This window comes from Flavivirga eckloniae, assembly GCF_002886045.1.
In the GTDB taxonomy this organism is placed as follows: Bacteria; Bacteroidota; Bacteroidia; order Flavobacteriales; family Flavobacteriaceae; genus Flavivirga; species Flavivirga eckloniae.
Genome location: NZ_CP025791.1, coordinates 4,804,039 through 4,819,150, shown reverse-complemented (window position 1 = coordinate 4,819,150; position 15,112 = coordinate 4,804,039). Strand labels below are relative to the sequence as shown.

The window sequence follows — 15,112 nt, the reverse complement described above, 5'->3', positions numbered from 1 at the left end:
TGCCGCTTAAAGCGGCATTTTTTTTATTATTTACTTAAATACATTTTTCGTCTTGAATACAGATCGTAAAACGCATCGTCCTTTAAACTATCTATAAATAAGATACTTTCACCAGTACTCTTCATTTCCGGTCCTAATCGCTTATCTACATTTGGAAACTTATTAAAAGAGAATACGGGTTGTTTAATGGCATAACCTTCTAACTGAGGGTTAAACTTAAAATCTGTTACTTTTTTCTCTCCTAACATCACTTTTGTAGCGTAGTTTACATAAGGTTCCTTATATGCTTTAGCTATAAAAGGTACGGTTCTGGAAGCTCTTGGATTTGCTTCAATGATATACACGATATCATCCTTAATCGCAAACTGAATATTAATCAACCCTACTGTATTTAATGCTCTCGCAATAGTATGCGTATGATCTATAATTTGCTGCATTACTAAATCCCCTAAATTAAATGCGGGTAGAGTGGCATTAGAGTCTCCTGAGTGTACTCCACATGGCTCTATGTGCTCCATGATTCCAATGATGTAAACATTCCCATCAGCATCACAAATGGCATCTGCCTCTGCTTCAATAGCACCATCTAGATAATGATCTAATAACAGTTTGTTATTTGGAATTTTTCTCAGTAAATCAACAACATGCTCAACTAATTCTTCTTTATTGATAACAATTTTCATCCCCTGCCCTCCTAAAACATAGCTAGGTCTTACTAAAATTGGGAAATCTAATTGCTCAGCTAATTCTAAAGCTTCATCAGCGTTTTCTGCAACTCCAAAGTCTGGATAAGGAATATTGTTGTCTTTTAATAAGCTAGAAAAGCTTCCTCTATCTTCTGCTAAGTCTAAAGATTCAAAACTAGTTCCAATAATTTTAATTCCGTATTTGGTTAACTTTTCTGCTAATTTTAATGCGGTTTGCCCTCCTAATTGAACAATAACTCCTTCTGGTTTTTCATGACGAATAATGTCATAAATATGTTCCCAGAAAACAGGTTCAAAATATAGCTTATCGGCAGTATCGAAGTCTGTAGAAACCGTTTCCGGGTTACAGTTAATCATAATCGTTTCATAACCACATTCTGCGGCAGCTAAAACACCATGAACACAACAGTAATCAAACTCAATACCTTGCCCTATTCTATTAGGTCCAGAACCCAGTACAACAATTTTCTTTTTATCGCTTACAACACTTTCGTTATGTGTGTACACTTCACCCGAAGGCGTCTCCACCACATTTTCGAATGTTGAATAGTAATATGGTGTTTTCGCAGTAAACTCGGCAGCACAAGTATCTACCAACTTAAATACACGCTGAATATTGAATTCATCTCTCTTATTGTATACTTGACTTTCCAAGCATCCTAACATATGAGCTATCTGGCGGTCTCCATATCCTTTTTGCTTCGCTTCTAATAATAAATCTTTATCAAGCGTATCAATAGTATATGTAGATATTTCTTTTTCTAATTGGAATAATTCCTCGTACTGCTTTAAGTACCACATGTCAATTTTTGTGATATCGTAAATCTGACTTAAAGGAATTCCCATGGCAATCGCATCATAAATCACAAAAACACGATCCCAAGAAGCATTGGTAAGTTTATCAATAATCTGGCTGTAATCTTTATAACCTTTTCCGTCTGCTCCTAATCCGTTTCTTTTAATCTCTAAAGATTGTGTGGCCTTATGTAAAGCTTCCTGAAAAGAACGTCCGATTCCCATCACTTCCCCAACAGCCTTCATTTGTAAACCTAAAGTTCTATCCGATCCTTCAAATTTATCAAAGTTCCAACGTGGTATTTTTACAATAACGTAATCTAACGTTGGTTCGAATAACGCTGAAGTCGATTTGGTTATCTGATTATCTAATTCATCTAAAGTATAACCAATAGCTAGTTTTGTTGCTATTTTAGCAATAGGATAACCTGTTGCTTTACTTGCTAATGCCGAAGAACGTGATACCCTTGGGTTTATTTCTATGGCAATGATATCTTCTTTTTCGTCTGGACTTACAGCAAACTGTACATTACATCCCCCTTCAAAATCGCCAATACTGCGCATCATCTTGATGGCCATATCTCGCATTTTCTGATAGGTCTTGTCACTTAAAGTCATTGCTGGTGCAACCGTAATGGAATCTCCTGTGTGAATTCCCATTGGGTCCATATTCTCGATAGAACATATAATTACAACATTATCGTTTCTATCGCGAAGTAATTCCAATTCATATTCCTTCCAGCCCATCATGGCTTTATCGATCATAACCTCATGAATAGGAGAGATTTCTAATCCGCGACGTAGTAATTTATCAAAGTCTTCTTCTTCATGAACAATTGCAGCACCTGCGCCACCGAGAGTAAATGAAGAACGAATACATAATGGAAAACCAAATTCTTGCGCAATTTCCTTTCCTTTTAAGAAAGATGTCGCCGTAGCTTGAGGTGCCATACCAACACCTATCTTCCCCATTAATTCTCTAAATTGTTCTCTATCTTCTGTTATATTAATAGCATTAATGTCTACTCCTATTAATTCAACTCCAAAATCTTTCCAAATACCTTTTTCGTCTGCCTCAATACATAAATTTAAAGCAGTTTGCCCACCCATAGTAGGCAATACAGCATCAATTTGTGGATGCTCTTTTAAAATTTTAATAATGGATTTTGTATTAAGAGGTAACAAATAAACATGATCCGCCATAGATGGGTCTGTCATGATAGTTGCTGGATTAGAATTGATAAGAATCGTTTCAATTCCGTCCTCTCTAAGTGACCTCAAAGATTGAGAACCTGAATAATCAAATTCGCAGGCTTGTCCAATAACGATAGGACCTGAGCCAATAATTAATATCGATTTTAGGTTTGAATTTTTTGGCATTTTTTACTGGTTATTAATGTCTAAATTTTATGTGCTTGCAAAAATAGTCTTCAATTAGATATAAAAAAAGGCGTTACGCTTAAGTAACACCTTTAAAATATCAACAATTGTTAATCATTATTTCTTATGTCTTGTTTCAGATGACACAGATATCTTTTTTCTTCCTTTAGCTCTTCTACGAGCTAATACCTTTCTACCGTTAGCAGAAGCCATTCTTTCTCTGAAACCGTGCTTGTTTCTTCTCTTTCTTTTAGAAGGCTGAAATGTTCTTTTACTCATTATCTTGTGTCTTTAAATCTGAATTGTATTTTTAATCGTTTGGACCTTCTCCAAAACCGAGGGCAAATATACAAAGCCTTTATTACTTTGCAAACCATTTTTGAAAAAAAAATTCTTAATTGTATTTTTAATTAGACAATTATCGTAAACCTCTATTTATTCGGGACATCCCTATACTTTTTTGTTAAATGCGCATGGGTTACTTTTAATAAAAATTTAGTTTCTTTGCAGTCTAAAAACAACTCAGGCTTTATTATTTAACGCCTATTCACATTACAAATTTATTAAAATGTACAATAAAATTATAAAACTAATTATAGCTGCTGGTATTATTGCCTATGCTGTATATCAATTTATAGAAGGATATATTGGCAATGGTATTATGTTTATACTGCTATCGTTAATTTTTGTTTTCCTTTATTTTAAAAACGAATTTATACTATTAGCTTTTTTAAGATTACGTAAACAAGATTTTGATGGGGCTAAAAAATGGCTTAACAAAATTAAAAATCCAGAATCTGCTCTGGTAAAAAAGCAGCAGGGTTATTATAACTACTTACATGGTATTATGGTATCTCAAAGTAATATGAACGACGCTGAAAAATACTTTAAAAAGGCTATTTCTTTGGGGTTATCGATGAATCATGATTTGGCCATGGCTAAATTAAATCTGGCTGGTATTGCTTTTTCTAAACGCAGAAAGCAGGAAGCTCAGAAATTATTAACCGAAGCTCAAAAGCTTGATAAGCAAGGTATGCTTACAGATCAAATAAAAATGATGAAACAAAATATGAAACGCTCACAAATGCCTAATCAGCACTACGGCAGTGGCGGTTCGATAAGAGCACAAAAAAGGAGAGGTTAAACCTCTCCTTTTTTATTACTGCATATTATTGTTAGCTTTGATTACTTTTTCTGTTCTGTTTAATTTCGGGTGCTTATCAATAAACTTCACTAAAACCGTATCTTTAATATTAACCTTATCAAAATCTTCTATTTTCATATGAAATGTAGATTTATATTTCATACCATTATGGTAAAATATAGACTCTAACCAACGAGTAGATTTTGAGCCATATTCTTTTTTTTGCACAATTCCTTTTGCAAAAATGCCATTTTTATCAATATCATTCTGATTACGTACCATATTATGATAAAACAGTAGAATTATCATTATTATAAAAAGAAATGCAGTAGTGTAGGTTATTCTTTTGCTTCTAGGAAAATACTCTTTTAAAACACCATAACAAGATACGGCAATCCCTAAATGACACAAAACTAATAAAACAAAGAATTGCATAGAATACAATTCTTTATACCAATACAGATACAAAGTTAGCTCTAATCCAATTAGGATAATCCCAAAAATTATAAGTGTGTTTCTCAATTAATTTATGGAGACTTTGCAAATTACATTCAACTCTTAACGTAAAGAGTATACAATATAATTTTACTGTACATCATAATACCCCTTTTTAGGAATATCAATTTTATATAGTTTTTTCGATTTATTATTTAAATGCGATTCGCGTAACCAAGGATTATGAAGTTTTAATATCTTGTAATTAATACCATGCTCCTGTGCAAATTGTGAAAAATCGGTTACTGGTGTATCTACATCAACTTTATAAGTTGGAATGTTGTTATATAAATCTTTTTCTCTAAAATTGAAACCATACTTACCAGGGTTCGATAAAATTTCTTTTAGTGCTACAATTCTAAAAATATAACGTCCAGTTTCTTCAATAAGTAACAAATCGTAATAATCACTTACATTTTGTTCTTTAAGCTTTCTGGAAATACCTGCAACTCCAGCATTGTAAGCCGCTGCAGCTAAAGTCCATGACCCTAGTTTCTCTTTAGAGCGTAATAAATATTTACAAGCTACTTCGGTGGCTTTTTCTAAATGATAACGCTCGTCTACATTGTCATTTATTTCCAAGCCATTTTCTCTACCAGTAGTTTTCATAATTTGCCAAACACCTCTGGCTCCTGCCGGAGATACAGCATTTGTTAAACCACTTTCTATTACTGCTAAATATTTAAAATCATCTGGAATACCGTGCTTTTTTAAAATAGGTTCTATTATTGGAAAATACTTTTTTGCACGTTTAAACATTAACAATCCATTAGATTGCCAATAGGTGTTAACCAATAATTCCCTGTCCATTCGCTCTAAAATATCAGGATTTTTAAGCGGCATAGGTTCACCGGAAAAACTTAAATCGTCCGGAACCTGTAATGCATAAACATTATAGTCGTTAATTAATTTTTTTTCAAAATTTTCATCTGTAGGGGCGTCTTGGAGCGCATAAATAAATAGAGCCGACAAACTTAATAATCCCACAAACGCTAATAGTTTCTGTACTGTCTTCATGTTTAATAAGTTTTGCTTAAAGGTAAAATTTTTATTTAATTTTCTAAAATTATACGTGGTAAATTCTCATTAAACCACTTATACTTATTAATTATCATAATGTGAGTACCATTTTTTATGGTAATACAATTTGTTATATTTTTTATAGGAAACACTAGATCTTTATCGCCATGAATATGTACAACACCCGGTAAGATGTCGTTTTGATTCCAGCATACTATTTGCTTAATGGCCCAGCTTAAATAACGACTATCGTTAACAGATAGATATTTTTTATATAAATCCAATCGTTTTTTCACACTACCTCCCAAAGCATATTTTGCAAGTAATTCAATATTCCCAGCTAATTGCGTTGGCACAAATGCATAAGCTTTGGTTTTTTTCGCCAAAATCATATGTGTGGGCAACTCGTGCATCGATTTAACACTGGATATTATAATGAGCTTTTTAACCTGTATATGTTTACTCATTTCTTGAACCAAAACCCCACCAAACGACACGCCTATTAGCACAACATTATCATGTTTTATGTTATTAACCATACGCAATGCATAATCGCTAAGAGATTCATCTTCTAAAGGTAACATCCACTCTAACCAATGTATTTCAAATTGGTTTTTAGGTAACTCTATATATTCAAAAATTGTAGGGTTTGCTGCCATTCCAGGCATTAAATAAACATGTATCGTTGCTTCGTTCATTTAATCTGTAGATGAAATTTGATAAATTAATTGCTCTAAAATTAAAAATAACTTATTCTAATGGTTTATTCCATAAGGCATTAACCTAGCTTTAAATTTAGAATGACAATTTTTTTTTGTACTTTTGCAAAACAAAGTTATATAAATAGTGCTCACTATTTAAGATTATTCCTTAGAAATAAAAAACAAAAATTACCATGGTTGAAGCTGCAGAACTAATTGATAACGATTTTTTACGTCAATTTGAAATAAAAATTGATGATCATCTAGCTAAAATTGAATACTCCTTACAAGAAAGGAAAATCTTTTTAACAAAACTCGTTATTCCAGAAGGTATTAAAGACCAAGACTTTAGCAAAGAGTTTTTAGTAGCTGTTTTCGAACAAATTGAAGAACGTAATTTAAGTGTTGTACCAACAAGCCCTGAAATTGCAAAATTTGTGAGAAGTAATAGAAAATACAAGCGTATGCTTCCTGTTGGTGTAAGAATTTAATTTTCGAAAAACTTATGATAAAATAATCCGGAGTTATATCGCTTCGGATTTTTTGTTTTATAATTATTTATTGTTTAGTGTAAACCATAGTTAAATCCTTAGTGGCTATAACTTCTGTAAAAGTTTCATTATATATTTTAATAGCTTCCTTTTTTACACGAAACAATTCTTTATCCCCCACAGTAAACTCAACATCATTAAAAACAACCTTATCGGTAGCTTGGGAATACGTTGTTGCAAAACCAATGACACCTTGCTCATCACATGTTACCATATAAGTATACTCATCTGTAGTGCCATCTAACAAAGCAATATCAATTTCTGGATTATAGGTTTCACTTGAAGATATTACACCATTAGTTTCAAAAATTAGAGTTTCATTGTTTTCGCATACAACTTCATCTAAAATGTTGGTACTAACAGTACCATCTTTATTAATATCGAAACCATCTGTAATATTCCATGCTGTTAACTTCCATGTACCAACTACGGACACATCATTGTCCTCTTTAGAACAACTTGCAAACAATAACGGTATAAAGCATAAAATGAAAAGTAATCTATTCATATTCGGGGCATGACTAACCGTCTCAAAAATATGGTAGGACACTTTATTAGCACAAAAAATAAGTTAAAGTGAGTAAAACTTGGGGTAATATGCAAGATATTTACTGTTCTCTAGTTTGAAAGTACGTCAGCAAACTCAAATCTTACCAGACCGTCTTCGTCTATTTTTGTAAGTTCAACATTATGCAAGGTATTAACCAACTCAGGATTCCATGGGGTTTTTACCTTAACATAATTTTCGGTAAATCCATGTATATAGCCTTCCTTGTTTTCACTTTCAAATAAAACAGTTCGCGTACTCCCTATTTGACTTTCGTAAAAAGCCCGGCGCTTTTTAACAGACAGGCCTCTTAACATTTTGCTACGCTTACTCCTTACGTTATTAGGTACTACCCCGTTCATATCTGCCGCCTCGGTATTATCACGCTCTGAATAGGTGAACACATGTAAATACGAAATATCTAATTCATTCAAGAAGTTATACGTTTCCAGAAACTGCTCATCGGTTTCGCCAGGAAATCCAACAATAACATCCACCCCAATACAAGCATGGGGCATGACTTCTTTTATTTTCGAAACACGATCTACATACAACTCACGCATGTAGCGACGCTTCATATTTTTAAGGATTTCATTACTCCCAGATTGCAATGGTATATGAAAATGAGGAACAAAAGCCCTTGACCTCGACACTAAATCGATCGTTTCATTTTTTAAAAGATTCGGCTCTATAGACGAAATTCTTAAACGTTCAATACCTTCAACCTTATCCAGTTCGGTTACCAGATCTAAAAAGGTATGTTCATGCTTTTTATTACCAAATTCACCTTTGCCGTAGTCACCAATATTAACACCAGTAAGAACAATTTCCTTTATGTTTTGTTTAGAAATTTCTTTGGCATTTTTTAAAACGTTTTCCATGGTATCACTTCTCGAAATACCACGGGCTAAAGGTATGGTACAATAGGTGCACTTGTAATCGCACCCATCCTGAACTTTTAAAAACGCCCGGGTTCTATCTCCTATAGAATAGCTCCCCACATAAAAATCGGCTTCCTCAATCTCGCACGAGTGCACCTCTCCTGTTTCACGACTACGCTCAGGATTATTAAGTAAATCATTAATAAAAGCTGTAATATTAAATTTTTCGGTAGCTCCTAAAACCAAATCTACACCATTAACATCTGCCAGTTCATGAGGTTTTAGTTGCGCATAACACCCTACTGCAGCTACAAAGGCATCGGCATTAGCCTTTTGAGCCTGTTTTACAATGGTTTTAAAGCGCTTGTCTGCATTATCGGTTACCGAACAGGTATTTATTACATAAATATCTGCTTTCTCTGAAAAGTCTACACGATCAAAGCCTTCTTCTTTAAAACTTCTGGCAATGGTTGATGTTTCCGAAAAATTCAGTTTACAACCTAACGTATAAAATGCGACTTTTTTATTCATTTCTTTATCCTTCATTTCCTTTGCTAGAGAAATGTATTTATATTTACTTGTTTTCTAACTTAAAAGCCTGCAAATTTACGTAATTGCTATAAGTAATACAATCTAAGTACGAAGACTTGAACTAAAAGTTAATAATCTACTACACCAAATGACAAAAGCCCAAGCCCGAATTAAAGAAGTCTTTTCTTTTTTTGAAAACAAAGACATCTACCTGGGGTATCGAAAACTTATGGATTGTGCCATCGATACTCAAAACCTAGACATTTACAATGAGGTAATATCACTCACCGATTGGAAAGAAACATATCCTGAAAAAGAGGATGAATTAATAGAAAAAAGTCTTCAAATTCTAGACAAAATCTCAAAAATTCCAATTGAAGAATATAATACCCAAACACCTGTTGTTTCAGGTACTAACCTCGTTAAAAGTTATGGACATGATCGTTTTACATTAGGGCCAATTTCTATTAATATACATAAAGGTGATGTTTATGGGCTTGTAGGCGAGAATGGAAATGGAAAAACAACGTTGCTTAGGGTTTTAGCAAAAGAACTTAAATACAATAAAGGGTCTTTAGATTTTAATTTTGACAAGATATATCATAGTGACTACGATTTACGATCAAATCTAGTTTATATTCCGCAACGCACCCAAAAATGGTATGGTAGCCTAAAGGACAATTTAAAATTTGTTTTATCGAATTACGGTATAAGTCCTCAAGAAAATGAAACCAGGGTTTTAATGATGATTGCTCGTTTTGGTCTGTGGAATTACAAACACTTAAAATGGAACGAGCTATCTTCTGGATATAAAATGCGCTTCGAATTGGCTCGAACTTTATTAAGACAACCCGAATTACTATTATTGGACGAACCGTTAGCCAACTTAGATGTATTGGCGCAACAGGTTATTTTAGAGGATTTAAAATCTATCTGCAACTCCATAAACAACCCTATAGCTTTAATATTAAGTTCTCAACAACTATATGAAGTCGAAAAAGTATCCGATAAAGTAATATACCTTAAAAACGGAGCTTACAAAGAGAATGAGAGCGAAGACAACGATACGATAACAGATGTCAAAAATTATTTAATTGTAGAAATTGATTGCAAATGCGAAAGAGATAAACTTAAACAAATCTTTACCGATTTACATCTTGAAAAACTAATTTTTAATGGTGGTATTTATGTTGCTTATTTCCCCATTAATACAACTTTCCCGTTGGTTCTTGAAACTTTAGGAAAGCACAAAATAGATGTTACCTATACACGTAACATAACAAAATCTACAAGACGTTTCTTTGTTTCCTAAAGCCCACAATCGATGAAAAATTTTATACATAAAACCAATCAATATTTACTTGAAAACCATCCCACAGTTTGGAATACAAAATTAGTTTGGGTTTTATCCGCTTCACTAATTCTACATATATTGTTCTTTATTTTTGGATTCTTAGCTATTACGAATCCTGAAATTTTACAAGAATATGGTGCTAAATCTATCTTTTTCGAAAATGGTACCATTTTTATAAGTATTATTTTATCTATTCTAATACTAGTTGTATGGCTTATTTTTCTATTTAAGAATAATGCCTTCAAAAATTTCTATCCAACATCTAAAACAAAATTGTTTAAACAATTTTTAATTTATTTAATTATAACTTTCTTTTCCACTACATTTTATATTTCATATAATTTTGGAATCAAAACTTATATCGCAACCAAATATGATGATGAGCGAGTAAAAAAAGAAATTGCAATCACCAATGCTGCTGCCCTATTTTTTTCAGAAACCATTGCTGATTATACAATAGATAAACGTAGACATCCGCATCCATTCAACACTTTATATTGTGAGACGCTTCAAGACACGCATGTTGATGACAGCTTATTTTTAAGTTTCTTAGATTTTAAATATCGATTTTATATACTAAAAACAAAGAAAGGCACATTAGATCAAGGGTACAACGATTCAATATATAAAGGGTTTGTATATCACAAAACAAAAGATTCTGTTAGAACCTACTTTTATAAAGATACCCTTTTTGATGTCTCAAGTTTGGTTAAAACATCCAGTCCAAGCTATTTTAATTATTCAAAAATATTCTATCAATATGAAGATGATGAATTGGGATATGAAAACGTTCAATATAATTATACCGATATTGATTATTATGAATACGATAATTATAATTATCAACGAAATTTTAATGATAATCGGGAATCATGGAACAAACAAGGTTACGATCTTTTAAAACGAAATAACCCTGATGAGATTAAGCAAATACTAACCGATTTTTTAATGATTAGTAATGCCTATGAAATTAAACACAATCTAACTGCCAATGCATGGTTTGAAATGATTTATCATCCAAATGATCATTTCGAATTAAAACACTTAATTAGAATTGAGCCCAAAGAAACACTACAATTTGCATCTTCCGAACCAAAAACAGCTATTGAAGCGTTTTACAAAAATCATATTACAGATTATTATTTAGACCATGATGCGCTTCATTATGTTTTTGATAACATTATAGATATCAAAGCAAGTAATCCGCTTATAGAAAGCATACATTTTTTTATATGGTTTTCGTTCTTTTTCTCCGTATTGATCTTTATATTTAGAATTACTGGATTAAAAGCGCTACTATTCACCATTATTAGTAGTGGTATACTAACAGTTTTTGTAGCCTTATTAACTGTTTTCTTCTCATACACAACCGGATTCAACGATAATAGTCCCGGATATTTTGCAGCGTATTTAACTTTAATACTAAGTACCATTATTTTATCTATTCCTATATTCTTTATAAAAAAATTTAAAAAACTTGTTGTGGCAATCTGTCTAAACATCTCCTTAGCTGGGTTTATACTTTATGTTTTTCTAATAATTGCAACCATTTCCTTGCATCAATCAGATGCATGTATTTGGCGCTATACCTCTATCCCTTATAAAAAAGAATGTTTTAATTTATTGGAAAGTTTAGGTATAAATTGGAGTTATGTATTATTTATTATGAATTTATTCTTTATCTATTTTTATTCTGGTGTAATAAAAAACTGGAAAGCTTTACCTGAAGGATAAATAATAATTTTTAAATTATCGGCTTTTAAATGAAACTATTAAAACTAATATGAAATATCTATCGCCGTATGTATTATTGCTAGGCTTTTTATTGTTAAACTCTTGCTTTAATAATACCTTATCTAGTAAAGATCATTTAGTTTTTAGGTACAACGAACATGCAAACATCAATACTTTAGATCCCGCCTTTTCCAGAACATTACAAGACACATGGGTTTGTAACCAACTGTTTAATGGTTTGGTGCAATTGGATGAAGATTTAAATATTTTACCAAGTATTGCTAAAAGTTGGGTTATTTCTGAAGACGGGCTTACCTACTCTTTTTCGCTACGTGATGATGTTTATTTCCATAAACATGAACTATTTGGAAAAGATTCTACCAGAATCGTAGTTGCCAATGATTTTAAATATAGTTTCAACCGATTAAGGGATGAAAAAATAGCGGCTCCGGGAAACTGGGTTTTAAAAAAGGTAGATGATTTTGAAGCGATAAACGACACACTCTTCAAAATAAAATTAAAACAGCCATTTCCTGCATTTATAGGGTTGCTATCCATGAAATACTGCTCGGTTATTCCTAAGGAAATAGCAGAACATTATGGTAGCGATTTCAGGTCTCATCCAATTGGTACTGGTCCGTTTAAGTTTAAACGTTGGGAAGAAAACATTAAACTTGTTTTTAGAAAAAACCATAGTTATTTTGAAAAAGACAGTACCGGTGCACCTTTACCTTATTTAGAAGCTGTATCTATTACCTTTTTACCAGATAAGCAAAGTGAATTTTTACAGTTTGCTCAAGGAAATACAGACTTCTTAAATAGCTTGGATGCATCTTATAAAGACGAGCTTTTAACGGCAGACGGCCGACTTCGTAATACATATAAGGAAACCGTAAATATGATTCAGGGGCCTTATCTAAACTCAGAGTACTTAGGTTTTTATTTAGATTCTAAAACACCCGAAATACAGTCCGAACTTATTAGAAAAGCTATAAATTATGGTTTCGACAGAAAAAAAATGATGGTTTATTTGCGCAACGACATTGGTAATCCTGCAAACGGTGGGTTTATTCCAATAGGTCTTGCCGGACATAATAAATCTATTGGTTTTTCATATCAACCAGAAAAGGCAAAACAATTGGTAGAACAATTCAAAAAAGAAAGCGGTATAAAAAACCCAGAAATTACATTAACTACCACCAGTAACTATTTAAGTTTTTGCGAATTTATTCAGCGAGAGCTCGAAAAAACCGGACTAATAATTAATGTAGACGTTATGCCGGAAGCTACATTAAGAACTGCCCGATCTAACGGAAAAGTAGATATGTTTAGAAGTTCCTGGATTGCAGATTATTTAGATGCCGAAAATTATTTATCTATTTTTTACAGTAAAAATTTCGCACCTAACGGCTCAAATTACTTTCACTTTAAAAATGCACAGTTTGATAGTTTGTACGACAAAGCTTTTACCGTTACCAATATTGAGGAAAGAAAACATTTATACACTACCATGGACTCTATAGCCATGCAAAATGCCATCATGGTACCTTTGTATTACGACGAAGTTGTACGCTTTACAAGAAAAAATATTTCTGGACTTGGAATAAACCCTATTAACTTATTAGATTTAAGACGGGTTAAAAAGAAATAAAATCGTCCTTCTTTTTAAATTCTTCTTTTACAATTCCAAAAAATATAAGGTAAACGGAAATACCATAAAGTAGCATAATTAAAATATCCTGCATTGGCAAGTCCATTTTAAACGTTTTAATTGCCATCATACCTTCGGAAAATTTATAAAAAATAATACCTATAAAAACAGATACATAACTAAACTTATCTACAACCTCCCTTCTTAAATAGGCAAATTGTATAAGTACCAACGATATAAAGAAGCTAATTAGAGCCGGCACAAAGAAATTCCCCAAACTATTAAAAAGCAAGCTTATTATAAAAACGGTATAGGCAAATAGTATTATAGAAAAAGGAATTAGCCTAACAACACTAAAATCTGACACATGGGATAGTCGTAAACTTAAAAAGACCTTAGCTATAGCGAAGAGCACTAAGCTAATGCTTAAAAACATAATATTAGTATGGTTTATAATAAATATGTCTCCTAATAAAAAACAACACAACGCCAGATACACCCATAGTTTTTTTCTTTTACGTTTTTCCTTATTATTATAATAGTAATACAAAAACAAAAGAATCACCAAAGGTGGTTTAGAAACATATCGGTAGGGAAAAGGATCGAGATTTAGTTTAACTAAAATATCTATAGTTAAAATAATAAAAAAAAGAACACTTACTTTCCTCTCATTTCTTAAAATATCTAACACAATTTTTCTTTTAAGGGCTATTTTTTTTCAATTCACATACTTACAGAATGATAAATCTTACGTAAAATAAGAAAAAAATTACATTTCAATTGATTAAAAAACGATTAAAGGCTATAAAGCAGGGTCGAATTATTAAAAAACATAAAAATACTGGGTCGTTATTTTTCATAAAGTAATTGCAAATATATTCACAAAAAAGGTATTCATCTACTGGAATACATCCTTTTTCCAAAATTAGTTTCTTTAACAAGACCTACAACGATAAAATATTGAGAAATCCCATAAAACAACATGGTTGTAACTAAACTATAAGCTATATCTTGATCATAAAAAGCTTCCAGCCCTGTAATGCTATCTGATAAAGCAGAAAACACAATACCTATTAAAACGCAACTATAACTCAACGGATTAACTTCATTTTTTCTTAAATAAGCAAATATAATAGTTGTAATTGCTACGAAAAAGTATAGCAAAATGATAAAAAAGTAATCATCTAAATTTTTATGGATTAAAACAAAGACCCAAACCATGTACAAAAAAAAGGGCGCTAAAAAAGGGAACAATTTAGATATGCTAAAATCTCTTTTATTGGAAAAACGAAAAATATAAAATGTTTTGCCTATTATATATGAAAAAAGACTAAAAATAAAGTAAGGTTCTTGAGTATACTTGATAATAAAGATATCACCTATCCAAAAAAACAATAAAGCACAAATAGTAAAAATCCTTTTTTGTTTAATATGTTCCTTATTATTAATTAAGTAATATATCAACAACAAAACAATAACAGAACTTTTAGAAATAAGCCTGTAGGCTAGTATTTCTGAATTTAGTTTTATTAAAATATCTGTAATTAGTGCTAAAAAAAAGAGCGTCGAAAACAAATAAATGTTTCTAAAAAAATCCCGCATGGTGTTAGAGTTGAGAGAA

General features: G+C 31.8%; 14 protein-coding genes. 5 read left to right on the top strand and 9 right to left on the bottom strand.

All coding sequences use genetic code 11. The features are described from left to right. Nucleotides 1-26: 26 nt before the first annotated feature. Together carB and rpmH are read right to left on the bottom strand one after the other, a co-directional pair. Nucleotides 27-2,882 (bottom strand): carbamoyl-phosphate synthase large subunit, encoded by a 2,856-nt coding sequence (gene carB / locus C1H87_RS19720; protein ID WP_102757463.1) that lies wholly within the window; start codon nucleotides 2,880-2,882, stop codon nucleotides 27-29. Nucleotides 2,883-2,999: 117 nt separating this feature from the next. Then, nucleotides 3,000-3,161: a 50S ribosomal protein L34 gene (gene rpmH / locus C1H87_RS19715; RefSeq protein ID WP_092133229.1), complete on the bottom strand. Its 162-nt coding sequence runs from the start codon at nucleotides 3,159-3,161 to the stop codon at nucleotides 3,000-3,002. 289 nt (nucleotides 3,162-3,450) lie between these two features. Between rpmH and C1H87_RS19710 the strand changes: the two genes are divergently transcribed. Continuing rightward, nucleotides 3,451-4,026, top strand: a complete 576-nt coding sequence (locus tag C1H87_RS19710; RefSeq protein WP_102757462.1) for a tetratricopeptide repeat protein — start codon at nucleotides 3,451-3,453, stop codon at nucleotides 4,024-4,026. A 15-nt stretch (nucleotides 4,027-4,041) separates the two neighbouring features. On the opposite strand, the gene C1H87_RS19705 is transcribed toward C1H87_RS19710, so the two are convergent. The 3 genes from C1H87_RS19705 to C1H87_RS19695 form a co-directional block, all read right to left on the bottom strand. Next, nucleotides 4,042-4,548 carry a hypothetical protein gene (locus tag C1H87_RS19705; protein WP_158655297.1) on the bottom strand — a complete coding sequence of 169 codons (507 nt, stop codon included), beginning with the start codon at nucleotides 4,546-4,548 and terminating at the stop codon, nucleotides 4,042-4,044. A gap of 63 nt (nucleotides 4,549-4,611) precedes the next feature. Continuing rightward, nucleotides 4,612-5,538: a lytic transglycosylase domain-containing protein gene (locus C1H87_RS19700; RefSeq protein WP_102757460.1), complete on the bottom strand. Its 927-nt coding sequence runs from the start codon at nucleotides 5,536-5,538 to the stop codon at nucleotides 4,612-4,614. Between the two features lie 35 nt (nucleotides 5,539-5,573). Next, nucleotides 5,574-6,239, bottom strand: a complete 666-nt coding sequence (locus C1H87_RS19695; RefSeq protein WP_102757459.1) for an alpha/beta hydrolase family protein — start codon at nucleotides 6,237-6,239, stop codon at nucleotides 5,574-5,576. A 197-nt stretch (nucleotides 6,240-6,436) separates the two neighbouring features. Here C1H87_RS19695 and C1H87_RS19690 point away from each other — a divergent pair, with 197 nt between their 5' ends. Next, nucleotides 6,437-6,733 carry an N-acetyltransferase gene (locus tag C1H87_RS19690; protein WP_102757458.1) on the top strand — a complete coding sequence of 99 codons (297 nt, stop codon included), beginning with the start codon at nucleotides 6,437-6,439 and terminating at the stop codon, nucleotides 6,731-6,733. Between the two features lie 67 nt (nucleotides 6,734-6,800). Here the strand turns inward: C1H87_RS19690 and C1H87_RS19685 are convergent, their stop codons facing one another. Then, nucleotides 6,801-7,301 carry a hypothetical protein gene (locus C1H87_RS19685; RefSeq protein WP_102757457.1) on the bottom strand — a complete coding sequence of 167 codons (501 nt, stop codon included), beginning with the start codon at nucleotides 7,299-7,301 and terminating at the stop codon, nucleotides 6,801-6,803. Between the two features lie 110 nt (nucleotides 7,302-7,411). Next, nucleotides 7,412-8,752, bottom strand: coding sequence for a tRNA (N(6)-L-threonylcarbamoyladenosine(37)-C(2))-methylthiotransferase MtaB (gene mtaB, locus C1H87_RS19680; RefSeq protein WP_102758341.1), 1,341 nt, complete (start codon nucleotides 8,750-8,752; stop codon nucleotides 7,412-7,414). Nucleotides 8,753-8,900: 148 nt separating this feature from the next. On the opposite strand from mtaB, the gene C1H87_RS19675 reads away from it, so the two are divergent. Genes C1H87_RS19675 through C1H87_RS19665 form a run of 3 tightly spaced genes read left to right on the top strand, consistent with a single transcriptional unit; the run spans nucleotide 8,901 to nucleotide 13,491 of the window. Next, nucleotides 8,901-10,064 (top strand): ATP-binding cassette domain-containing protein, encoded by a 1,164-nt coding sequence (locus C1H87_RS19675; RefSeq protein ID WP_102757456.1) that lies wholly within the window; start codon nucleotides 8,901-8,903, stop codon nucleotides 10,062-10,064. A gap of 12 nt (nucleotides 10,065-10,076) precedes the next feature. Continuing rightward, a complete protein-coding gene (locus C1H87_RS19670) occupies nucleotides 10,077-11,840 on the top strand; it encodes a hypothetical protein (RefSeq protein WP_102757455.1) in 1,764 nt (587 codons plus the stop codon). Between the two features lie 49 nt (nucleotides 11,841-11,889). Continuing rightward, a complete protein-coding gene (locus tag C1H87_RS19665; protein WP_102757454.1) occupies nucleotides 11,890-13,491 on the top strand; it encodes an ABC transporter substrate-binding protein in 1,602 nt (533 codons plus the stop codon). On the opposite strand, the gene C1H87_RS19660 is transcribed toward C1H87_RS19665, so the two are convergent. Beyond that, nucleotides 13,478-14,182 (bottom strand): lysoplasmalogenase family protein, encoded by a 705-nt coding sequence (locus tag C1H87_RS19660; RefSeq protein WP_233783213.1) that lies wholly within the window; start codon nucleotides 14,180-14,182, stop codon nucleotides 13,478-13,480. The genes C1H87_RS19665 and C1H87_RS19660 overlap by 14 nt on opposite strands. A 203-nt stretch (nucleotides 14,183-14,385) precedes the next feature. Beyond that, a complete protein-coding gene (locus C1H87_RS19655) occupies nucleotides 14,386-15,093 on the bottom strand; it encodes a lysoplasmalogenase (protein ID WP_102757452.1) in 708 nt (235 codons plus the stop codon). Between the last annotated feature and the right edge of the window lie 19 nt (nucleotides 15,094-15,112).